The 22,211-nt window shown below is 47.9% G+C and carries 20 protein-coding genes; 8 read left to right on the top strand and 12 right to left on the bottom strand.

Annotation, left to right across the window (positions count from 1 at the left end; all coding sequences use genetic code 11):
* Window positions 1–44: 44 nt before the first annotated feature.
* The 5 genes from H6G50_RS03660 to H6G50_RS03640 all read right to left on the bottom strand — a co-directional run bounded on the left by H6G50_RS03660 (window position 45) and on the right by H6G50_RS03640 (window position 4,157).
* A complete protein-coding gene (locus H6G50_RS03660) occupies window positions 45–2,501 on the bottom strand; it encodes a VIT domain-containing protein (RefSeq protein ID WP_190713391.1) in 2,457 nt (818 codons plus the stop codon).
* Between the two features lie 114 nt (window positions 2,502–2,615).
* A complete protein-coding gene (locus H6G50_RS03655; protein ID WP_190713389.1) occupies window positions 2,616–2,990 on the bottom strand; it encodes a hypothetical protein in 375 nt (124 codons plus the stop codon).
* Between the two features lie 67 nt (window positions 2,991–3,057).
* The gene (locus H6G50_RS03650; protein ID WP_190713387.1) at window positions 3,058–3,600 is read right to left on the bottom strand and encodes a hypothetical protein; all 543 of its coding nucleotides are present in this window, start codon (window positions 3,598–3,600) and stop codon (window positions 3,058–3,060) included.
* Window positions 3,601–3,624: 24 nt separating this feature from the next.
* The gene (locus H6G50_RS03645; protein WP_190713386.1) at window positions 3,625–3,948 is read right to left on the bottom strand and encodes a late competence development ComFB family protein; all 324 of its coding nucleotides are present in this window, start codon (window positions 3,946–3,948) and stop codon (window positions 3,625–3,627) included.
* Window positions 3,948–4,157, bottom strand: a complete 210-nt coding sequence (locus tag H6G50_RS03640) for a hypothetical protein (RefSeq protein WP_190713384.1) — start codon at window positions 4,155–4,157, stop codon at window positions 3,948–3,950. Before H6G50_RS03640 ends, H6G50_RS03645 begins: the two co-directional genes overlap by 1 nt.
* 457 nt (window positions 4,158–4,614) lie before the next feature.
* Between H6G50_RS03640 and H6G50_RS03635 the strand changes: the two genes are divergently transcribed.
* Window positions 4,615–5,733, top strand: a complete 1,119-nt coding sequence (locus tag H6G50_RS03635; protein ID WP_190713382.1) for a hypothetical protein — start codon at window positions 4,615–4,617, stop codon at window positions 5,731–5,733.
* Between the two features lie 238 nt (window positions 5,734–5,971).
* Here the strand turns inward: H6G50_RS03635 and psbA are convergent, their stop codons facing one another.
* Window positions 5,972–7,054 carry a photosystem II q(b) protein gene (gene psbA / locus H6G50_RS03630; protein WP_190713380.1) on the bottom strand — a complete coding sequence of 361 codons (1,083 nt, stop codon included), beginning with the start codon at window positions 7,052–7,054 and terminating at the stop codon, window positions 5,972–5,974.
* A 257-nt stretch (window positions 7,055–7,311) separates the two neighbouring features.
* Here psbA and H6G50_RS03625 point away from each other — a divergent pair, with 257 nt between their 5' ends.
* Both H6G50_RS03625 and H6G50_RS03620 read left to right on the top strand, forming a co-directional pair.
* A complete protein-coding gene (locus H6G50_RS03625) occupies window positions 7,312–8,238 on the top strand; it encodes an NAD(+) kinase (protein ID WP_190713379.1) in 927 nt (308 codons plus the stop codon).
* Window positions 8,239–8,395: 157 nt separating this feature from the next.
* Window positions 8,396–11,281 (top strand): ELWxxDGT repeat protein, encoded by a 2,886-nt coding sequence (locus H6G50_RS03620; protein ID WP_190713377.1) that lies wholly within the window; start codon window positions 8,396–8,398, stop codon window positions 11,279–11,281.
* Window positions 11,282–11,510: 229 nt separating this feature from the next.
* Here H6G50_RS03620 and H6G50_RS03615 read toward each other — a convergent pair whose 3' ends face one another.
* The 3 genes from H6G50_RS03615 to H6G50_RS03605 all read right to left on the bottom strand — a co-directional run bounded on the left by H6G50_RS03615 (window position 11,511) and on the right by H6G50_RS03605 (window position 13,453).
* Window positions 11,511–12,728, bottom strand: a complete 1,218-nt coding sequence (locus H6G50_RS03615) for an MFS transporter (RefSeq protein WP_190713375.1) — start codon at window positions 12,726–12,728, stop codon at window positions 11,511–11,513.
* Between the two features lie 141 nt (window positions 12,729–12,869).
* The gene (locus tag H6G50_RS03610; RefSeq protein ID WP_190713373.1) at window positions 12,870–13,166 is read right to left on the bottom strand and encodes a type II toxin-antitoxin system RelE/ParE family toxin; all 297 of its coding nucleotides are present in this window, start codon (window positions 13,164–13,166) and stop codon (window positions 12,870–12,872) included.
* Complete coding sequence (locus H6G50_RS03605; protein ID WP_190713371.1) at window positions 13,166–13,453, bottom strand: hypothetical protein; 288 nt, start codon at window positions 13,451–13,453, stop codon at window positions 13,166–13,168. Before H6G50_RS03605 ends, H6G50_RS03610 begins: the two co-directional genes overlap by 1 nt.
* A 226-nt stretch (window positions 13,454–13,679) precedes the next feature.
* Between H6G50_RS03605 and zds the strand changes: the two genes are divergently transcribed.
* Together zds and H6G50_RS03595 are read left to right on the top strand one after the other, a co-directional pair.
* Window positions 13,680–15,137 (top strand): 9,9'-di-cis-zeta-carotene desaturase, encoded by a 1,458-nt coding sequence (gene zds, locus H6G50_RS03600; RefSeq protein WP_190713609.1) that lies wholly within the window; start codon window positions 13,680–13,682, stop codon window positions 15,135–15,137.
* Window positions 15,138–15,288: 151 nt separating this feature from the next.
* Entirely contained in the window at window positions 15,289–15,747 is a 459-nt protein-coding gene (locus H6G50_RS03595) for an SRPBCC family protein (RefSeq protein WP_190713369.1), read from the top strand.
* Between the two features lie 42 nt (window positions 15,748–15,789).
* Here H6G50_RS03595 and H6G50_RS03590 read toward each other — a convergent pair whose 3' ends face one another.
* Window positions 15,790–16,437, bottom strand: coding sequence for a Uma2 family endonuclease (locus H6G50_RS03590; RefSeq protein WP_190713367.1), 648 nt, complete (start codon window positions 16,435–16,437; stop codon window positions 15,790–15,792).
* A gap of 304 nt (window positions 16,438–16,741) precedes the next feature.
* Here H6G50_RS03590 and H6G50_RS03585 point away from each other — a divergent pair, with 304 nt between their 5' ends.
* The 3 genes from H6G50_RS03585 to H6G50_RS03575 all read left to right on the top strand — a co-directional run bounded on the left by H6G50_RS03585 (window position 16,742) and on the right by H6G50_RS03575 (window position 20,157).
* A complete protein-coding gene (locus H6G50_RS03585) occupies window positions 16,742–16,987 on the top strand; it encodes a UPF0175 family protein (RefSeq protein WP_190713365.1) in 246 nt (81 codons plus the stop codon).
* Window positions 16,984–17,472, top strand: coding sequence for a DUF3368 domain-containing protein (locus H6G50_RS03580; RefSeq protein ID WP_190713364.1), 489 nt, complete (start codon window positions 16,984–16,986; stop codon window positions 17,470–17,472). The genes H6G50_RS03585 and H6G50_RS03580 overlap by 4 nt, the downstream gene beginning before the upstream one ends.
* 204 nt (window positions 17,473–17,676) lie before the next feature.
* Window positions 17,677–20,157, top strand: coding sequence for a U32 family peptidase (locus tag H6G50_RS03575; protein ID WP_190713362.1), 2,481 nt, complete (start codon window positions 17,677–17,679; stop codon window positions 20,155–20,157).
* A gap of 264 nt (window positions 20,158–20,421) precedes the next feature.
* Here the strand turns inward: H6G50_RS03575 and H6G50_RS03570 are convergent, their stop codons facing one another.
* On the bottom strand, window positions 20,422–21,234 hold the full coding sequence (locus H6G50_RS03570; RefSeq protein ID WP_190713360.1) for a Uma2 family endonuclease: 813 nt from the start codon (window positions 21,232–21,234) through the stop codon (window positions 20,422–20,424).
* An 18-nt stretch (window positions 21,235–21,252) separates the two neighbouring features.
* Window positions 21,253–22,113 (bottom strand): Npun_R2479 family HD domain-containing metalloprotein, encoded by an 861-nt coding sequence (locus H6G50_RS03565; protein WP_190713358.1) that lies wholly within the window; start codon window positions 22,111–22,113, stop codon window positions 21,253–21,255.
* Between the last annotated feature and the right edge of the window lie 98 nt (window positions 22,114–22,211).

Genomic DNA, 22,211 nt, shown 5'->3' with positions numbered 1-22,211 from the left:
AAAAAGGCGTAGGGACGTTAAATTTAACGTCCCTACTCACAAAATTAGGACGCAATTTGCAGCACGAGCGTTACCGTTCCCGAAACCGGAACGGGTGCTTTCCACCGCAGCAGAACGCGCTTAATTTCGGCAATCATCGCCGCATCGGTAACAGTAGAACTTTGCTCGTCCACGAGAATTTTAATCGCGCGGTTGTTGGCATTGAATTGTACCTGTAATTCGAGATTGCCGCTTAATCCAGTCGGAATATTAGCTTGCAGGAGATGTTGGTTTAAAGATGTAATCGCTTCATTATCCAACCCAACCGCAGAAAGGACGCAAACGGGTTGTTCGGGCGCAATGTAACTCTCTTCGTCGCTATAAGATTCAAAGGCAATAGCTTCCTGCGGCTCGATATAAGATGCCAGGACATGAACTTCCTCCGTAATTCCCGGATCGGTTAAGGAAAATCCATACATGGTGGGTGCTGCTGCTGGGGCGGGCGGCGGGCTTGCTAACCGAAGCCCGCGTGCGGCATACATAGTAATTCCGCGCTCCATTTCCTGCGCGCCTCCGCCGAAAACGCCTTCGTGACTCACGCCCTCGGGCATTTCTACCGGCACTTGCACGGAAATGCTTTCCCCATCAGGATTGACGCGCACTTCTTCGCTGACGGCAACAAAGGCGGTATAGTTGGACAGCAATTGGTAGGCGATCGCGGTTTCCGTTACGGCTTCCACGCCTTCGCGGGTTTCGTAGGTAAGCATCTGGTTGCTCAACGCCTTGATGCGCTGCCGTCCCCAGAGTTGCGCGACGGCGGGATTACCGCTATTTTGCTCGAATTTGAGGTCAAACGTCTTTTCGTAGGCTTGACCGCCCGCAGTAGTGCCGCTGATGGAAAGTTTGCCGTCGATACCATCCCTTTTGCGCCCGAACAACACTAAGGGTTGTTTGGCGAATAAATCAGGGGCTTTGGGGGGGTAAATATCGGGCGCTTCTCCGCTTCCGTTCCATTTCACCTCAATATTAGTTGAAACGGGATTATTAACCTCTCGGAAGAACTTTGTTGTAACTTGGTGAATGGGTTCGTCGTGGCGAACAACGTAAGACATTCCCCGTCCGACTTCAGCGACGCGATTGACGAGGTAGCGGTTGACGGAACTACCTGTCCCGAAGCAGTAAAGGCGATTTCCCCGTTGCAAATTTTGCTGCACCTCAGCGCAAATTTGGTCTTCGTTACCGATGTAACCGTCGGTGAGTAAAACGATGGTTCGCACTCGTCCTTCTGGGGTGGGGAATTTAATCGCGGCTTGGATACCGCTTAACATTTCGGTTGCGCCGCTTGCTTGTAATTTATCGATATATTTGAGGGCTTTTTTGCGATTGTCTTCGGTATTGGGCAGGGGATTTTTGGAGAGTTGGCGAACGCGATCGCTAAAATCGAGAATGGTGAAGGTATCGTCAGGGTTTAAACCGTTGATAAACTTCCGCATCAAGACTTGGCATTGCTGCAAGGGTTCACCAGACTGCGAACCGGAAGTATCGACGAGAAAAACGACATCTTTAGGGAGAATTTCGTCGCTGCGATATTTTAAAGCTGGGATGAGATAGAGGGCAAAATGTCCGCCGCGATCGTCGCTTTGAGTTAATACTGTGGCTCGGGTATTATCGCCTGCAATTTGGTAGCGTAGAATAAAATCTTTGTTAGGAATTGTATCGCCGCCGCCGAGTTGAATGCGGATTCCCAGGGGGAGGTTAGAAGTATCTTCTAAAGAGTGCTTAGATTCCTCCCCCCTTAGTAAGGGGGGCTGGGGGGGATCGAAATATTCAATTTGTAATTTATGAGAAGGCGACTCAATTTTCTGTACCGAAACGCCTGCATCGATTTCGAGCATTAAACTAATATCGTGACGCGATCTCATCCCTTCCGGTAAAATCGGAGCATTAAGCCGCGACGCATCGGGAACAATATCGGTATCTTGATTTTGCGTCATGGGTGCGGGTGCGCTACCGCCACCGCCGGAATCTAAACCCGTACCGGGAATATAACGCGGCCCGACGACCATCGGAAAGATAAATTCATAATCGCCGCCGGTAAATTTGAGGCTATCGCTGTAACGAATCACGACTTCGATTTGTTCTCCCGGCAAAATGTTCGCGAGGGATTGAGTGAAAATATTATCGCGTTCTTGTTCCAGGAGTCCGGCGGTGCGTCCTTCTGCTTTGGCTTGTTGGTAAATTTGTTGCGCTTCTTCGCGTTTTTTGATGTTACCTTTAATGACGCGATCGCCGATCTGAATTTCCATCTCATCCACCGCTGCTTCATCGGGCAAAGGGAAGATATAAACGGCTTCGAGGGTTTTAACGAACGGATTTTCAAAGGTTTGCGTTACGGTAACTCGCGAAAGATTGCCGTTAACTTTGGCATTGACATCGGTATGTTTGAGCGGAAAGGCAATTTCTTGACCTTCGTGAGTCGCGTATAAACCGCCAATTTTACGTTCTGGTGTAGTTGCAGTCATGAGATTTTGCTCCGGTGTAAGGGGTGAAAAAGGAATTCATTCGGGTAATTTAGGGGGGGTATTGTCCCTGATGCAAGGTAAAAATGCTTTATTAAGCGGGCAGCGATCGCGCCATTATTCCAACAAAGATTCGAGCTTTTTTTGCAAGTCCAAGATAGGAACTCGATCTTGCTTCTCAGCAAGCTTTAAAGCACGCTGTAAGTTTTTTGCTTCCCGGTAGGAGAGGGTTAGGGATAGCTTTTTGGCTTCTTCAATTTCGCGATCGCAATATGCCCTTGCTTCTACTAAAGTTGCCGCATATTGTTCTGGAGACCAGAGATCTGGGCGAGATAATCCCTCCAAAACTTTCTTAGCAGCAAGCGGCTGAACGCGAAAGTTGCACCAATAATGAACGGGACCTCCCGGCGCGGACGAACAACTCGCTATTATTTCAATCGCGTAACCTTTGTAAGTTTCTTCGTAAATTGTACCGATGATAGTTCCAGTCATTGTTTGTAACCCATTTCTTTACTAAAAAGTCCAAGAAAACTCATTATTACCGACTGCTTCAGCGCTCTTACCGTAATAGATTTAGGCGTTTTTGCAAGGCTTGTAGGGAAAGTTGAGGACGTTCGCCAATGACTTTAAGTACGCGCTGTAAGAGTTCGGCTTCTTCGTCAGAAAGTCTTAAAACTAGCATTTCATCGCCGCGCTCTTCTAAAACTTTGAGATCTGCGATCGCGCGATCGCAATACTCTCTTGCTGCTTTCAATGCCTGCGACTCTTGGGGAGGCGTTTGAATATTTTCGACTTTATAATTACGATTGAGATCGTCACTCAAAAGTTGTTTAACTTCTTCAGTAGGCATTTTTTCACCTACCTCGTTAAGCATTGCAAATGAGGGATCTTTAAAATCCACATTCATGCCTTCAAAAAACATTTCTGCAATGTTAGGAAAATGAAAATATTCGTCAAACTCTCCCGGTAATTCACAGTTATCGATTGTTACCTTGTAATGATAAACACCCGTTCCATCGGGAGTCATTTTACAGACTCGATGAATTTCAAGCTTGTAACCTTGGTACGTTTCTTCGTAAACTTTTTCGCTTGCATTCGTCATAATTTTTGACTTCCGATCGTTGAATTAAGACACCTGACATCGGTTTTCTAGAGGCGTACCCATGCGGTAAGGATTGCGTTGCACCACCTCAATTCCCCAACGCGCGGCAGTTTTGATGTGAGAATCGTACTGAGCGATCGCGCGATATTGTTGTTCGTCCCATCCTTCCGCTGTTGTGGCGTATAATGGGGGCAAGCGATTGAGCGCAAACGCGATCGCTTCTTCGGGACGCAAATACTCCACCCTCTGAGATGAGAATTTTTCGATCTGCGATCGCACTTCTGTCTCTACCAATGGCTCTAAAGCGTTGCGATAGCTTAAGTTTTTAGACTCTATTTCCTCTTTCATTAATTTCTCTCCAAACTACATAAAACTTGTTTTGATTCTTGCGTAACCAATCCCCTTCTTACTGCCTCTTGTAGTTGCCAAAAGGCTTGAAGCTCGGTAGCATTGACGGGATGTTTAAGCAGCGATCGCAGTTTATTTTCTGTCGCGATCGTTAAATATCCGGTCGCTAGGGATTCTTTAAGGATGGTTTGAATGTCGATGTGTTTCACCCTGAATATTTCTAGAATCTAACTGAAACTTTGTTGTCTTTATCGAACCTATAACTAGCATAGCGATCGCCTTTTCCCACTGGCTGCTAATCCGTATTAGGAAGTTTGTTAGGAGAGTCTTAGCAAAGTTCCAGACAGTAGCTACAATGCAACCTAGCGCATTCCGGAAAGTTGTGTAACAATAATGTTACATAATTAGCGTTTATAAACTTTTGTGTAGTCGATCGTTGCGAAACCCGCTCCTGCTGTTCGGGTTTTACCACTTCGGCTACCCCCGCCAGAGAGCTACGATTGAGACGTTTCCGAGTACGGGAAGCCTGTCCGAAGTGCAAACTAAATATTCTCTATTCAAGGAAATATTTTCAGTTCGGAATTTTGACTTTCTTCCTTGTCGTTAACGAGGCACTCAAAAAATCTTTTATATCTTTGCATCAGCCCTTACTCACCTATCGAAACCATGCGATCTTCTGCCGAACCCTTTCAACAAGCAAAACAGCAGTGGGATTTAGAACAGCTTTATCGAGACTTAGCCAAAGCCAAACACCAATACTGCGATAAAGTTAAGCCGCTGACGTTGTTAGAAACGGCGTGTTTGCGCGGATTATTGTGTGGGTGTAGCCCACCAGAAATTGCCGCCGAACTCAATCGAGAAACTCGCGGTTTGCGCGTCGATCTTTCGCGAGGATTGTATCGGTATGTTGAAATTTTAGCTGGGCGAAACTCTAACGAACTGAAAGATTGGCGGGATGTAGCAACTTGGTTGAGTTGTTATCAAATTAATATTAATTCTGTTAGCATTTCAGAGCCTAAACCCGATTCAATCCTTAAAATCGTCGATATTTCCCTCGCCGGAACGAGCAAAAATCCAGTTTTAGATGTAAAAGTTCGCAATATCGGTCAACAAGTTGCGTTTTTAAAACGAGCAGAGTTTCAGTTTTATAAAACTTGGACGCTTTATAGTTGGATACCGCAGTTTGCAAGTCTGCTGGAAAGGCATTCTGTACCCTGTGCTGCACCCAGCGTTTCATCCAGAACGCTCCCCGAAGAAAGCATGACAAGAAGTCGCACGGTTCAACCGAGTTATGACTATGAAGTTAGTTTAGAAGAGATGGAGTTTGAAGCGCTAGAGTTACAATCTCAACTTAATTCTATTACTAGCGATCCTGCAACTCCACCCTGTTTGGTAACAGAAACTTTTAGTATATCCCAATGCGTCGCTCATAACGATGTCGATCGCTTCACCTTATCCTTGATTTTCCCCCCTAGCATTCCACAAAGTTGTGACTTTGGTTTTATCACCCACGTTTATCACCTCTGCTTAGAAATTGTCTACGATGAAGATGATAAAATAGTCAAAAGTCAAAATATTATGCTGGCTATTGAATCGGAAAGCGTGCCGCCGTTACATCGCCGAGCCTTTTTTTATACACCCGATCAAATCGATCTGAATGATTTAAAGAACTATAGCCTAAAAAATCAAAGCAGTCTTGATAAAATCAATGCTATAGACGGCTTACAAAATGTAACTTTAAAACAAATTTATCGCCATTTTTCCCGCCCTCAATCGGGTTATTAAAGTGGTTTAGGTAGGGTGCGTTAGTGAAGCGTAACGCACCGATAAGCTAGGTTGGTGCGTTACGGCGCTGATAAAAATCGACCTTTTTTATCAAGATTGAACTTGCGCCTAACGCACCCTACGTCTTGAAAACAAAGAATCACAAGAAAAGCGCAACCCATAGTTTTTAAACTGGGTTGCGCGGTGCGCAATTGAGTTGATTTGAGAGAGAGATTATCCTAATTCTAGCGATCGCATCCTAGCCGCGAATAACAGGCGCACTTAAGGCGACGGACTGTTGTTCGGTGGAGGCTAAATCGAGCGGGAATTGGTGAGCATTTCGTTCGTGAATCACTTCAATCCCCAAGTTAGCGCGGTTGAGAATATCCGCCCAGCTATTAATCGGTCGTCCTTGAGTATCGAGAATCGATTGGTTGAAGTTGAAACCATTCAAGTTGAATGCCATCGTTGCAATTCCCAGGGAGGCGAACCAGATGCCAACAACGGGCCAAGCGGCGAGGAAAAAGTGCAAGGATCGAGAGTTGTTAAAGCTCGCATATTGGAAAATCAATCGTCCGAAGTAGCCGTGGGCGGCGACGATATTATAGGTTTCTTCCTCTTGCCCGAACTTGTAACCGGCATTGGTAGACTCGTTATCGCTGGTTTCCCGCACCAGACTGGAGGTGACAAGGGAACCGTGCATGGCTGCGAATAGCGCGCCGCCAAAAACTCCCGCTACGCCCAGCATATGGAAGGGGTGCATGAGGATGTTGTGTTCGGCTTGGAAAACAATCATGAAGTTGAAAGTTCCGGAGATGCCGAGCATTAAGCCGTCGGAGAAGCTGCCTTGTCCGATGGGATACACCAATAGCACTGCGGTTGCTGCGGCGACGGGCGCGGAGTAGGCAACGCAAATCCAAGGGCGCATTCCCAGGCGATAGCTTAATTCCCATTGCCGCCCTAAATACGCATAGATGGCGATGAGGAAATGGAAGACGACGAGTTGATAAGGACCGCCGTTGTAAAGCCACTCATCCATCGAAGAGGCTTCCCACAAAGGGTATAAATGTAAGCCGATGGCGGCGGAACTGGGAACGACGGTGGCGGTAATGATGTTGTTGCCCGAGAGCAAGGAACCGGAGACGGGTTCGCGAATTCCATCGAGATCGACGGGCGGTGCGGCAATCATTGCCAAAATGTAAACAATGGTGGCGGTTAAGCCGGTGGGAATCATCAGTACGCCAAACCAACCAATATAGAGGCGGTTGCTGGTGCTGGTAATCCAGTTGCAAAACCGTTCCCACAAGTTCGGATTTACGGCGGTTTGATATGTGGTTGTCATTCTATAAAGACCTCAAGGTTAATGAATGTTCAAGGCAAAGATTAACCATGACATTCACAATATAGCTATATAGCTATTAATATGTCAAGCAGGATTGGGGAAATTTGTTCTCAGCCCCGCTTGGTGCGTCCCGGAGATGGGGAAGAGTCGATTTTGAGGCCTCGGTTGAGGGGAATTCGGAAAAAAGTATTCAGAGATGCCAACTTCCCTTCGACAAACCCTAGAGTGAAGAGCGTCCACCCACCCGCCTTGTCACCGTGCGCCTCGATCGCGTTATTATCGTTCACAAAGCCGAAAGTTCCAGCAGCAAAGCCCTAGCCGAACGATGCGCCCAAGAGCTAGAAGCGCGCGGCAGCAGAGTTTTGATGGGGCCGAGCGGTTTTAAAGATAACCCTTACCCGGTGTTTTTGGCTTCTTCCCAGCAACCGCTCGATCTCGCGATCGTTTTGGGGGGCGACGGTGCTGCCCTCGCCGCAGCGCGACATCTCGCCCCCGAAGGCATTCCGATCTTAGCCGTGAACGTGGGCGGACATTTAGGGTTTCTCACGGAATCGCCGGAAGACTTTCAGGATACGCCGCACGTTTGGGAGCGATTGGAGTCGGATTTGTATGCGGTGCAGCGCCGCATGATGCTGCAAGCGCGACTGGTGGAAGGCAGTCACACGCATCCGGAAACCGCCAGCGATCCTATCCTTTGCCTGAATGAAATGTGCGTTAAACCCGCCAGTCTCGACCGAATGCCCTCTTCGATTTTGGAAGTGGAAGTCGATGGCGATGTGGTCGATCGCTACCACGGGGATGGTTTAATCGTTTCTACACCCACGGGATCGACGTGCTACAACGCTTCGGCGGGCGGCCCGATTTTGCACGCGGGGATGGATGCGATCGCGGTAACGCCGATTTGTCCCCTCAGTCTTTCCATCCGTTCGCTGATTTTACCCCCCGGCGCAACGATTGAAGTTTGTCCGTTAGGCGATCGTGAAGTCAACACCAAACTCTGGACGGACGGCGTACTCGCGACTACCATTTGGCCGGGACAGCGGGTTAATATTCGCATTGCCGATTGTCAGGCAAAATTCATTATTCTGCGCGAACAAAACTCTTTTTATCAAACCTTGAGAGAGAAGTTACAATGGGCGGGAACGCGGGTGCATTCTCGCAATAATGGTAATGGCCCTGCCTGAATTGGGGAACAATTTGGAGATGGATAAAAATCCGCACTTTTATGGGCAGGTTTTTAGACCCAGTTTTTCGATCGATCCCCAACGCGAGTTGGGTGACTTTCCCTCTTGCGTTCTGTTGTAATGACAATTGAAACCGATAGAGCAAAGGAGAACTGTTGTGCCTGCACTACCTCAATTAGTTAAGGACATCATCCCTGGATTTGGAAGTTCCTCCCCAGAGGGTCTTACGGTCTTCAACGACAAGCTGTATTTCAGTGCGCGTGCAAGCGGCACTGGGCATGAACTGTGGGTGACGGATAGCACGGATGTTGGAACTCAATTGGTCAAAGACATCAATCCGGGTGTCGGTAGTTCTTACCCAAAGGACTTTTGTGCTTTCAACGGCAGGCTGTTTTTCACGGCGGATGATGGCAGCACTGGTGAAGAACTGTGGGTGACAGATGGCACGGATGTTGGAACTCAACTCCTAAAGGATATTCGACCGGGCACTGGTTCTTCATTAGATTTCATTAACTACCCACCAAACTTTACTGTTTTCAACGGCAGGCTGTTTTTTACTGCGAATGACGGCATCAATGGGCGGGAACTGTGGAGTACCGATGGCACAACTGCTGGGACTCAACTGTTCAAGGATATCTTTCCAGGCATCAACGGTTCTAGTCCAACGGGCATGACCGTCTTCAATGGCAAACTAATTTTTGCTGCACAAGACCCGACAACTGCAAGAGAGTTGTGGATTTCCGATGGCACGGTGGCTGGGACTCAACTCCTGAAGGATATTTCCTGGAGGGGTCATACTGGCTTTTGGAGTTCTAGTCCAGAGAACTTCACCATCCTCGGTAACAAACTATTTTTCACTGCTAGGGAGTGGCAAGGTACTGGTGATGAACTGTGGGTGACCGATGGCACGACAGCAGGGACTCAATTGATCAAAGATATTCGACCTGGCGGCAACATCGGTTCTGGTCCACAAAGTTTAACCGTCGTGAATGACAAACTATTCTTCAGCGTCAACGACGGCACGAATGGAGAACAAGTGTGGGTGAGTGATGGCACGGCGGCGGGAACTCAATTGACTAAGAATATTTCTTCAGGATTTAGCATCTACAGTCCAAGAAACTTAACTGCCTTCAATGGCAAACTGTTTTTCAGCGCCAACGACGGCACCTATGGGCGAGAAGTCTGGTTCAGTGATGGCACGGCGGCGGGGACTCAACTCCTGAAAGATATTACACCGGGCGCGTTTGGCAGCATTATAGAGGAGCTTGCTGTCTTCGATGGCAAACTATTCATTAGCGCTGGGAGTGAGCTATGGGTCAGTGATGGCACGACAGCAGGGACTCAACTGGTTTCCGACATCTTCTCTAATAACCCTGAAAATTTCACTATCCTGGGCGATCGGTTGCTGTTCACTGCTTCTACCTTCACGAGTGGCAGCAGAACTGGGACTGGGACAGAGCTATGGAAGATTGATGCAACAACCCCTAGCTTGACGATCGCCCCCACCAACGCCGATCGTCCCGAAGGTAACACTGACACCACACCTTTCACCTTCACCGTCACGCGCTCAGGCGACACCAGCGACACCAGTTCCGTCCAGTATGCCGTCGCTGGCAGTGGCAGCAGTCCCACCAATGCTACCGACTTCGATGGCGCAACCACCGGCAGCATTGAGTTTGCCGCCAATCAAGCCACTGCCACCATTACCCTCAACGTCAGAGGCGATGCCACGATCGAACCCGATGAGGAATTCACCGTCACCTTAAGCAATCCCATTCGAGCAACGCTCGCCACTGCTACCGCTACAGGCATCATCCGCGACGACGATAGTGTTATCATCCCAACCCCAAATCCCATTCCCACCCCAACCCCAGATCCCGTTCCAACTCCGACTCCAGATCCCATTACAACTCCGACCCCAGATCCCATTACAACTCCGACTCCAGATCCCGTTCCAACTCCGACCCCAGAACCCATTCCAACCCCGACCCCAGAACCATCAACATTGCCATCTCTGGTTAGGATAGCCGATGACATTTTCAGAATTTCAGGTGGTGCTGCCAACAAACCCAAACTGCAAATTACCATCTCAGATTCTAGACCTAGCTCTGTAAATGAGTTAGCTGTATTCACTGTTGATGATATTCGAGGAACAATTGATGGTATTGCTCCTACCGAAACGGGTTACGCTCAAGCTGCACTAAGCCGTGCCAAAGTTATCTTTTCCATGCTTGCTAATGTTCCCCAAGGCTTCGATCCAAAATCTTTGAACCGGTCATTAGAATTCGACTCTGGCAATAATCTTAGGTTCCTGCTGATTAAAAATGACACCTTAGATAGTGTTCGTAACAAAAACGCATCCAATCCAGACATTTTATTCTCCAATGCCTCCAATCAAAAAATTACAGCCTCTAGCACAGGAAGTTTCACCCTGGCTTGGGAAGATGGCAATGGCAACAGTAGCGACTTTAAAGATTTCGTAGTTAATATTCAAGCCACGGATACCCCCTTACCGTTAGGTGCAAATCTTCAAGATCGGCAACAGGGTGAAGTTCTCGATTTAAGCGGTGTTGATTCAACCAAAACAGTTCAAGCTAGCTTTACAGTCAGTAGAGAAGCTGCCTACAACAACTCTGTTGGCTTATATAAGGTCATCGACTATCAAGGCACAATCGCCGATCCATTGACAGGAACGTTCCTAAAACCAGGAGATTCAGGTTATGTCGAAGCCGCTATTAAAAATCGTGTTGCAGGGATCGACTTACAAACTGCCAACCAATCTACGATAACCATAGACACAGTATTTCAGGGCGGCTCTATTTTTGCTCCGTTTATGATTGCAAACGGTTCTGTAGAGCAACTTTTAGATGTCGATAAATCTAACGATCCCTCCGTTTACTTCGCTTACTCTGGCGCTAACGCTGATAAAGTCGATCGTATTCGTTTGCTGGGAAATAATGTCTTTGGATTTGAGGATCTTCCCGGAGGAGGCGACTTCGATTACAACGACATGATTGTCAAGACAGACATTTCTGTCATGTAATTATACCAATTCCCAATCGCGATGCACTAAATTTTTCGTAGTAGGGGCATAACATTGTTATGCCCTCTTCTGGAATCGTGCAAAATCAATGAGAATTGGTATTACGTGGAAAATCAACTGAATTGTAAATTTGACCACCGAATTCAATATGGGGCATAGCAATGCTATGCCTTTAATATTTTTAGCTTCGCATTCTCAATGCTAAAAATTTACCCTTGAATGACATCTTTTATTCTTGCAGCGGAGTTGAAAGTAACGCGCCAATTCCAGCAAGTGCAACTGCACCTTGGGCGAACAGTACAGCAGCCAACAAATCCAAACTTTCTGCCGGTTTGGGTATCGCTAAATTGAAGATTGCCGCTGCTAATCCCGTCGCCCCAAAATATAAACCCAGCGCTAAACCCCCGCGATTGGACGGGAAAAATTCGAGGGCAAGGGGGAGCGGACTATTGGCAACCGTTCCCAAGCCTGCAAGTAGGATAATTGCGAGCAAAAACGCGATCGCGACTGGTGGTTTTAGCAGTAACAAACCGAGGCTAACCACAATTAGCGCGCTACCTGCGGCGAGCGACCAATGATTGCGTTGGCGATGGGCAATTTTTGCGGTCAAATAACCCGAAATAACAGCAAAAATTGACATTAAGAGAAAAGTTAAACTCATCCACAGGTTGAAGTTACTCACTTCATAATTGCGAAGCAAGCGAGGAATACTTTCCCCCAACAGCAAGCGCAAACTCCAACCCATCATTAATCCAAAGCCGAATAAAAACAGAATTCTCCCGATGGGAAGGCGAGCGGAGTAAGTTTTAGAAGGCGAAGAAGGTTCGCGCAAGACTAAAAATCGCAGCAAAAAAATAGCAGCTAAAAGAATAACGGAGGAGAGAAGAAAAGCGGTTGTTGCACCTAACTTCAAGATTGAAGTTTGGGCAGAAAACCGCAAAGAACCGGCAATACCTCCGGCGAGGGTTAAAACACTGACGGCTTGCGGCAGTCCGGCTTTAAACGCAAATTCCCCTAAAAAGGACATGACAGGCGGACGAAAGGCTGCCATTGCCACCGCCCAAGCGATAGAAAGTCCGAGGAGTAGGGATTGGCTGCTGGCGTGGGGCAGAAGGGCGAAAAGGAGGGCTGCTGCGCTCGTTGTAGCAACGATGAGGGGGAGTTTGGTGGTAAAATGGGCGCGATCCTGCAAGGATCCGCTTTGCGGGTCGCGATCGGAGAGGAAACCGATAACGGGTTCAATTCCTGCGGCGAGAAAACTTTCGACAACGAGCAGCGAAAGCGCGAGACTCTTGTCTAAACCGAGATTTTGTAGCAATTGGGGTAGATAGAGATTGTAAACCACCCAAGAGAGGGTAATTGCGCCTTGAACGCCTGCTAAACCGCAGGTTTTGCCCCAAGCGACGAGTTCTTGCTTTGGCTGCGGGGTTGTTTCGCTAGGTTGCATGATTTTCCTCCCAACCATCCATTGCTGCTAGCTTAACTTGCTCGGAGCGCAATCGCGACCCCTCAACTCGATTACAATTCGTGAAGTTAGCGCGGGCGAGAGCATTAACAACAAGTGTGCAAACAAGTTGTGAAATAATGATTATTGTCGGTTAAAAATCTCTTCTAAATCGCGATAACCGCTAATTACTCGCAATATTTCAATGCGATCGTCAAAAATTTGATAGAAAATAATGTAATTCATCCAAGTTATACCGCGTAAATCTGGAGAAATATCGAAGTAAGAGCGTCCAAAATAAGGGAACTGTGCTAGATATTTACATTTTTTTTCAAACCCTTCAACGAAATGTTCGCCAGCTTCAACGCTCTGTTCTAAAAAGTAATCTGAAATTTCTGACAAGTCTCGACTTGCGTCAAGTGTAACGAGCAAACGTTTCATTAAGCAGTTTCCTTAGCACTTTTAACTTTAGCTCGAAGTTGAGTTAAAACAGCCTCTAATTCTAAAACTTCGCCGCTATTCGCTTGCGATCTCGCAGTTTCAATCTTCTGCCGCGTTTCTTCAATCCAAGCATTGTATTCTGAAATTTGGTTTTGCTTGGAACTTGATGCTGTCTCAACCAACAAGAACAATGCCATATCGAGCGCATCTTCTAAAGAAGGATACTCTCCGCGTTCGACTAATGATTGAAGGATGTGGGTTTGCTCTTGACTTAAAATAATTTGCACTTCGGAACTTAGACCTAAATTTTAAGACTACTTCTCAATATATCTAATATTTTAGACCTAGCTAACGGACTTACTAGAGCTAGATCGCTGGTAAGTCAAAGCACTCCAAACAACCCAATCGCAACAACCTCTCCCAGCAATGGTCGATTTTTACTCGTGCCGCCCCCTCGCATCCTCCCGCGCTTCTGTTACAATTCGTAAAGCAAGTGTTAAGGATAAAGGTGAAATGCGCGTAGCGATCGTTGGTGCAGGATTAGCAGGGATGACAGCCGCAATCGATCTTGTCGATGCGGGTTGCGAGGTAGAAATCTTTGAATCGCGTCCGTTTGTCGGCGGGAAAGTGGGCAGTTGGGTCGATGCCGACGGCAATCACTTAGAGATGGGATTGCACGTATTCTTCGGCTGCTACTACAATCTGTTTGAGTTGATGCGGAAAGTCGGCGCGATCGATAACCTGCGACTCAAAGAACACACCCACATCTTTATCAACGAAGGCGGTAAAGTCGGCGAACTCGACTTTCGCTTCCTGACCGGCGCGCCTTTTAACGGACTCAAAGCCTTTTTTACCACATCCCAACTCGGCGCGATCGACAAAATCGCCAACTCCCTCGCCCTCGGTACCAGCCCCATCGTGCGCGGACTCCTCGACTTCGACGGCGCACTCAAAACCATTCGCGACCTCGATTCTATCAGCTTCGCCGACTGGTTCCGCAAGCACGGCGGCAATAACAGCAGCCTCAAGCGGATGTGGAATCCCATCGCCTACGCCCTCGGTTTCATCGACACCGAAAACATCTCCGCCCGGTGTATGCTGACCATCTTCCTTTTCTTCGCCACCCGCACCGAAGCCTCTGTCCTGCGAATGCTGGAAGGTTCCCCCTACGAATACCTCCACAAACCCATCCTCGACTACCTCGAACCGCGCGGCACAAAAATCCACACCCGGCGTAGAGTGCGCGAAATCCGCTACAGCGAAGGTGACGAAACCCGCGTCACTAGCATTCTCGTTGCCAACGGCGACAGCGAAGAAACCATAACCGCCGATGCCTATCTTTTCGCCTGCGATGTCCCCGGAATTCAGCGCATCTTGCCCCAAGAATGGCGGAAATGGGAAGAATTCGACAATATTTATCAACTCGAAGCCGTTCCCGTCGCTACCGTCCAACTGCGCTTCGACGGCTGGGTGACAGAACTCAACGACGCACAGCAGCGCCAACAACTGCAAAAAGCCGTCGGGATCGATAACTTATTATATACAGCCGATGCCGACTTCTCCTGCTTCGCAGACCTCGCCCTCACCAGTCCCGGCGATTACTACCGCGAAGGGCAAGGATCTTTATTGCAATTAGTCCTCACTCCCGGCGATCCTTTTATTAAGAAGAGTAATGAAGAAATCGCTAACCACGTCCTCGCCCAAGTTCGCGAACTTTTCCCCTCCGCTCGCGACTTAAACATGACTTGGTATAGCGTCGTAAAACTCGCTCAATCTTTATATCGCGAAGCGCCCGGAATGGATGCCTTCCGTCCCAATCAAATCACGCCAATTCCTAACTTCTTCCTCGCCGGAAGTTACACGAAACAGGATTATATTGATAGTATGGAAGGAGCGACAATTTCCGGTCGTCGTGCTGCGAAAGCAATCTTGGAAAATGCAGCAAAGTTGAAAGAAGTGGCTGTGGTTTGAGGTTACAACTCTTGTTAGAACAATATACCGATCTGCAATTGTAGAAAGGAGACGCGGAGGAATTGGATTGACGTAGAGTTAAACTCAAGAAGGGCGAATACCATTCGCCCCTACAAAATAACAAACTATTCATTATTCACTATTCACTACAATGTCTTCCTGGCTCGAACATAGCGTACAAGTTGAAGTTGATGCCCCCATCGAATTGGTTTGGGGATTGTGGTCGGATTTAGAACAAATGCCGCGCTGGATGAAATGGATTGATTCCGTTCATATCCTCGATGACAATCCCGAACTTTCTCGGTGGAAATTAGCATCGGGAAATATTGAATTTAGCTGGCTGTCGCGCATCCTTAAATTAGTTCCCCATCAAATCATTCAATGGGAATCTGTTGATGGTTTGCCTAATCGCGGAGCGGTACGTTTTTACGATCGCAAAACCAGCAGCATCGTTAAACTCACCGTCGCCTATTCCATCCCCAGCCTGTTGGGAAAAATTATGGATAATTTATTCCTCGGGCGCGTCGTTGAATCTACCATTCAAGCCGATATGGAGCGCTTTCGCGATTACGTGACGAACATTCAACGGCAAGCATCGGATGGGATTTAGACTCAATTCTGTTTTATTATTGCAGAATTGCAATATTAGCCTTTAAGGGCGCTCGATTTGCTCTCGTACCCAGTTTCTAAAGGCTTTCATTGTTTTGTTTCTGCCCTCCCTTTTCACCCGTTCTAAATATTCAGGAATTGCCTCAACGAGGGAAAAATTTGGAAAAGTTGGACTAAACGGAACTTCTGCATAAGTACCATTTTGTAAGACATTAATCTGTAGCTTTCCCCGTTCAAAGCGCCATAACTCAGGAACGCCCAAGGCTTGGTAAATAGTAGGGTGAGTACGGGAGGTTACATCAATTTCTAAGGCTAAATCGGGAGGAGGATCGATCGCTAAATCTAAACGTTCCTTCCCGCGAACTTCAGCTTCATGCTCGATATAGAAACAATCGTCTGGTTCGATTCCCTGCTGCATTAACTCATTTTTGAAAGTCGTCGAACCTAATGGATAAAATTCCAGATCGAGTTCTTCGAGCAAAGCCTTAATAAAGTCGCCAATAATAACTTTATTGGATTCGTGAGATGGCAAGGGAACCATTATTTCTAGAAATCCGTTTGCGTAAGCAATTCGCGAAGCTCGGTGTTCGCCTAAATCGACTAAGATTTGTTCAAACTCCTGCCAAGTTACATCTTGTAAAAAAACTTTTTGTCCTGGCAGTACGATAAACCGATTGAGTTCGACTAACATGGTCGCTCATTCCTTTCATCATAAACACTAATCCATCCGCATTGAGGAGGAGATACATAGCAGTTCCCAGAAGATATTCTTTCAACTCGGTTCGCGACTTCTTCTTGGGAATTCCATTTGACTTGATAGTTGACAAACCAGTCGCCCATAAGACTTGCACTACCCAATCTTAACAACGCAATAAACTAAACAATCGAAATAAACGAAATAATGTTCCAAAATCAAACAAGGATGTTCCTTATCGGTTTCACGAATCGCGAGTAAGGTTTAGATTAAAATAAGGGAGTTAGCTAGGAGTTTGACCATGAGTGTTGTTGTCCCCAACGAAATCTTAACGATAACTCGTATGAGTGAGGCTGAAATGCTTCAGGAAATTGCCGTGATGCTCTTTCAGCGCGAAAAGCTTACTCTCGCTCAAGCCAGTCGATTTGCCGGAATGCACCAAGTTGCCTTTCAACACCTCCTCGCAAGTCGTCGTATCTCCGTACATTATGACGTAGAAGATTTTGAACAAGATATTCAAAATTTGCGGGAGATGGGCAGACTTTGATTATTGTCAGCGATACATCACCCCTCAACAATCTTGCTGCGATTCAACAGCTTCATCTTCTTCATTTACTCTATGGAATCGTTCTCATTCCTGAAGCTGTGTATCGAGAATTGACCGACCCAGATTTTCCTGTTGCTGGTGCCACCGAAGTACAAACATTTGAATGGATTCAAACTCAGTCTGTACGCGATCGCACCCTTGTCGAAGCATTGAGGAACGAACTTGACTTGGGGGAAGCTGAGGCAATCGCTTTAACCGTCGAGAGTCAGGCGGAGCGAATCTTAATTGACGAACGTCGAGGTCGGTTAGTAGCACGCCGACTCAATCTCCAATATACGGGGATTTTAGGAATACTGGTTGAAGCCAAAGATAAAGGCTTAATCGCTGAGGTTAAACCTCTATTAGATGCGTTGATTAATGAGGCAGGATTCTGGGTTGCAGAACCTCTCTATAATAACGTCTTAAGACTTGTTAACGAACTCTAACTCAGACCAACTCTGACGATTCGAGCTAATAAAGTGGATAAGTGGGTTCCCATCCTTTTAGTCATAACCCATATTCAACGCTTGAGCTTGAGACACGAGTTCATCGAGAGCTTTCATCTAGCGGTGCGCTCTGAGAAGCGCGCTTTCCCTTCCCAAACCCCCCAGCCGCTAAGATAGAATTCGGACAAATTTCCCCTCCCGCTCATGAACGCATCTTCCCCCATCCTTCCCGAACTTCTCGCGCCCGCCGGTAACTGGGATTGCGCCAAAGCAGCGGTGGAAAATGGCGCGGATGCCATCTATTTTGGCTTAGAACGCTTCAACGCTCGGATGCGTGCCGATAACTTTACCGAAGCGGATTTGTCGGATTTAATGGCATTTCTGCACGGGCGCGGTGTCAAGGGTTACATCACCCTCAATACGCTGATTTTTCCGGCAGAATTGAAGGAGGCAGAACGATATTTACGCAGCGTGATTGCTGCGGGTGTAGATGCTGCCATCGTTCAGGATATCGGTCTTTGTCGCCTCATTCGCCATCTTTCCCCGGATTTTCCCATCCATGCTTCGACGCAGATGACAGTAACGAGTGCGGCGGGAGTGGAGTTCGCGCAGGCGCTGGGTTGCGAAGTTGTGGTGCTGGCGCGGGAATGTTCCCTCAAGGAAATTAATAAGATTCAGCAGCAGTTGCAAGAGCGAAAAATTGCACTACCTTTAGAAGTCTTCGTGCATGGCGCGCTGTGCGTAGCCTATTCGGGACAATGTTTGACGAGTGAGGCGCTGGGCGGGCGCTCTGCTAATCGCGGCGAATGCGCGCAAGCCTGTAGAATGCCCTATGAGTTGGTCGTAGATGGGAAAGTTTTAGATTTAAAGGATCGCAAATATCTTTTGAGTCCGCAAGATTTAGCAGGATTGGACGTGCTACCGGAGTTAGTAAAAGCGGGCGTGAGTTCCTTGAAAATTGAAGGACGTTTGAAAGCGCCGGAATACGTCGCTAGCGTCACGCGCGTTTACCGGGAAGCGTTAAACCAAATTGGGGAGGGCGCAACTCAACTAGAAAATGATGCAGAACGGCGCTACAACCTGGAGATGGCATTCTCGCGCGGACTGTATACGGGATGGTTCGAGGGGATTGACAATCAAAAGCTGGTTCCCGCCCGCTTTGGGAAGAAGCGCGGCGCATATTTAGGGGAAGTGCGGCGCGTCGGCAAAGATAGCGTCAGCGTGCGCCTAGAAACCCCTCTCAAACCGGGCGATGGCGTGGTGTTTGACGGCGGCAATCCAGCGGGGAGAGAGGAAGGCGGACGAGTCTATGCGGTGCATCGGGAAGGGAAGGATGCGGTGGTTGCGTTCGGGCGGCGCGACATCGACTGGCGACGGGTGCGAGTTGGCGATAAGCTTTGGAAAACTAGCGACCCGGAGTTGGATAAGCGCTTGCGACAAAGTTTTGCAGGCGATTCGCCGCAGTTTCAGCGCCCGCTCGGGTTGGAAGTTTATGGTACGGTGGGGGAAATGTTAACGGTGGTGGCGCGGGATGAGTTGGGACATTGCGTTGCCCTCGAATCGGAAATTCCTCTCGCCGCCGCCCGCACTCAACCCCTGACGGCAGAACGCTTGCAGCAGCAGTTGGGACGGTTGGGAAATACAGGTTTTTATTTGAAGGACTTGACAAATAAACTCGAAGATGCAGTGATGCTGCCGACGAGCGAATTGAACCGAATGCGTCGCGAAATCGTCACTCAGTTAGAAAACTTGCGATCTCAGCCCCCGCGCTGGAGTTTACGGCAGGATGCAAGCATCACGCAGTTATTACCCGTCGTTCCGAAGTTGGGGGAACGGAAAGCCGCGCAACTGGTGGTTTTAGTGCGATCGCGGGAACAACTGCAAGCGGTTCTGGAAGCCGGGATTACAAGCGTTTATTGCGATTTTGAAGACCCGCGCCACTATCGCGAGGCGGTGCAAATCGCTCGCAAGTATAGCGGTACAGAGATTTGGGTTGCGCCGCCGCGCATTACTAAATCGGGGGAAAATTACCTGTTGCAACAGGTACGTTCTTGCAATGCAGATGGCTACCTAATTCGCAATTACGACCATTTGCAGTTCTTTGCAGGAGAACGTTGCATTGGCGATTTTTCCCTTAACGTTGCCAATTCTCTCACCGCCGATTATTTCAAACAATCTTTTAATCTGGAACGGTTAACCGCGTCCTACGACTTAAATATCGACCAGTTGGAAGGGTTATTACAAGCCTCGCCGCCGCAGTGGTACGAGGTGACAATTCATCAACATATGCCGATGTTTCACATGGAACATTGCGTGTTTTGTGCTTTTTTATCGGAGGGAACGGATTATACGAATTGCGGGCGACCTTGCGAGAAATATGAGGTCAAACTGAGGGATTATAACAGTAAGAATGGGAGCGAGCATATCCTGAAAGCGGATGCGGGATGTCGCAATACGGTGTTTAATGGGAAGGCACAAACGGGGGCAGAATATTGGCAACGTTTGGTTAGTTTGGGGGTGGGTTATTTCCGGATTGAATTTGTTAACGAAACGCGATCGCGCGTTTTGCAAACCGTACAATTATATCGTCAGCTTTTAGAGGGGGAAATTAGCGGTTCTCAACTGTGGCGGGAGTTGAAGTTACAAAATCAGTTGGGGGTAACGCGGGGAACGTTGGGGAAATAGACGCGATCGCGCTAACGGGCAGTTTGCTAAATTCAATACATAGCATTTTTCGTTGGCGTGAGGTACAGCGCTACTTGAAACGTGAAGGTACGTTTATAAACGCACCAAAATCTTAGCTGGTGGGCGCTGCCCACCCTACAAAATGTCCTAAATTCAATACATAGCATTTTTCGTTTACGTGAGGTACACCGCGCGGGCGAATGCCATTCGCCCCTACCAATCCGATTTCAATTTTTGAACCTCATCCATTTGAAAAACGCTATATCAACCCTCACTATCGGGAACAATCCCCAATGCTCTGAGTTGAGCGGCTAAACGTTCGGCGCGTTGAGTGGCTTGTTCGGCAAGTTGAGTAGCTTGTTCGGCGCGTTGAGTGGCTTGTTCGGCGCGTTGGGCTTCTTGTTCGGCAAGTTGAGTGGCTTGTTCGGCGCGTTGGGCTTCTTGCGCGGCAAGTTGGGCGGCTTGTTCGGCGCGTTGGGCTTCCTGTTCGGCGCGTTGGGCAGCTTGTTCGGCGCGTTGCTCGAGTTCGAGCGTTGTCAAAAACTTTCGCCCGTCAGGACGATAAATTTCCAAGGTTTCCGCAGTCCAAACGAATCGGATTCCCAATCTCGGACTCGCGAACCCGTTCATTTCTTCGATAACATTCAAGTTTCCTTCCTGGCGAAGTAACCCGTCTAATTCATTAGAATCGGGGTCGTAAATGTAGTATTCTTCTACGCCATAGCGATCGTAGAATTGCAGCTTTTTCACCATTTCTTTGAGGCGATTTCCGGGAGAAAGGATTTCAAAAACAACTTGCGGGGCGATGTTATTTTCTTTCCACTGTTGATAAGAACCGCGATCGCCTTTCGGTCGTCCGAAGGCAACCATAACATCGGGCGCGAAGCGTATTTGGGGGGAACCTTCCACTGCATACCAGAGTAAGTCGCCCGCAACAAAAACTTCGGGATTGTCCGCGAACAGCAATTCAAGATTTTCTTTAATTAAGACAATCCAGCGATACTGTAGGGTATTTTCAGCCATCGGTTGTCCGTCGCTGTCGGGATAGATAATTTCGCGATCGACAGAAAGAGTCATAGAGCCTTAACACCTCAATTAAGCAACCGAAGAAATCGTCAATTCTGCTTCTTCGTGTTCGACGCGGAAAACCGTGGCATAGAGATTAGCAAGAATCTGTTTGCCCGATTGAGTCAGGTTTAAATATTTCAGGCCGGTGGGGAGGTAGGGATAAACGGCATTCCAATAAAAACTCGGGTATTTGGCGCGCAAATCTCCCGGCGTTTGATATTTTAAAACTTTATTGGTTCCCATTTCTTCAAACTCGTAGAACAGTGCCGGAATTTTCTGTAAATAACGGGGATCGCTGAGTTGTCCGATTAAATCTGCGGCACGAACTAAACCGGCGTAATTATCGGTTACTTTATGATCTGCGTCGCTGGGAACGGGAAAACGAGTTAGCTCGATATTTTCTTTTAAGATTTCGGCATCAATCAATTTGTGACCGCCGAAGCGTTCTTGGGCAAAAAGTTTGCCGCGATCGACGTGATAGGCTGCCATGCAAGCATCGCTAGCTCCTGGGGGCGGAGACATCATTTCTAGCCCAACTCCGGTAGCATAGAGGTTATCATCGGGGCGATCGGCACGACACACGCCTCGCACGTAACCGATATCGTGGCAGAGGAGGGAGATTTGGAAATGGAGCCAATCTTCGCAACTTACGCCGCCTTCTTGAATGTGCCGTCCGCGCAAAATTTCCTGCCCGACGAGGGTAACGAAAATTGTATGTTCGACGTTGTGATACAGGGCATCGCTATTCGCAATATTTTCCAAGGCCATGCCCGCAGCCCAAGCAATAATTTCTGAATACTCGGACTTCAAACCTCCGTAGGTTCGTCGATAACCGTCGGTTAGTTGTTGGATAACGCGCTCGATTAGTAGGTTGGTCGAAAGAAACATAGCCGCTTCGTGTTCGAGAAGATGTTTGGAAGAATCCGTTTCCGGGCAGTCAAGTCATTGTTGCAGTTTGCGGTGAAGATTCAATTTTAAGCTTTCTG

Source organism: Oscillatoria sp. FACHB-1406 (assembly GCF_014698145.1).
Classification (GTDB): Bacteria; Cyanobacteriota; Cyanobacteriia; order Cyanobacteriales; family Spirulinaceae; genus FACHB-1406.
This window is presented reverse-complemented; position numbering and strand designations above follow the sequence as displayed.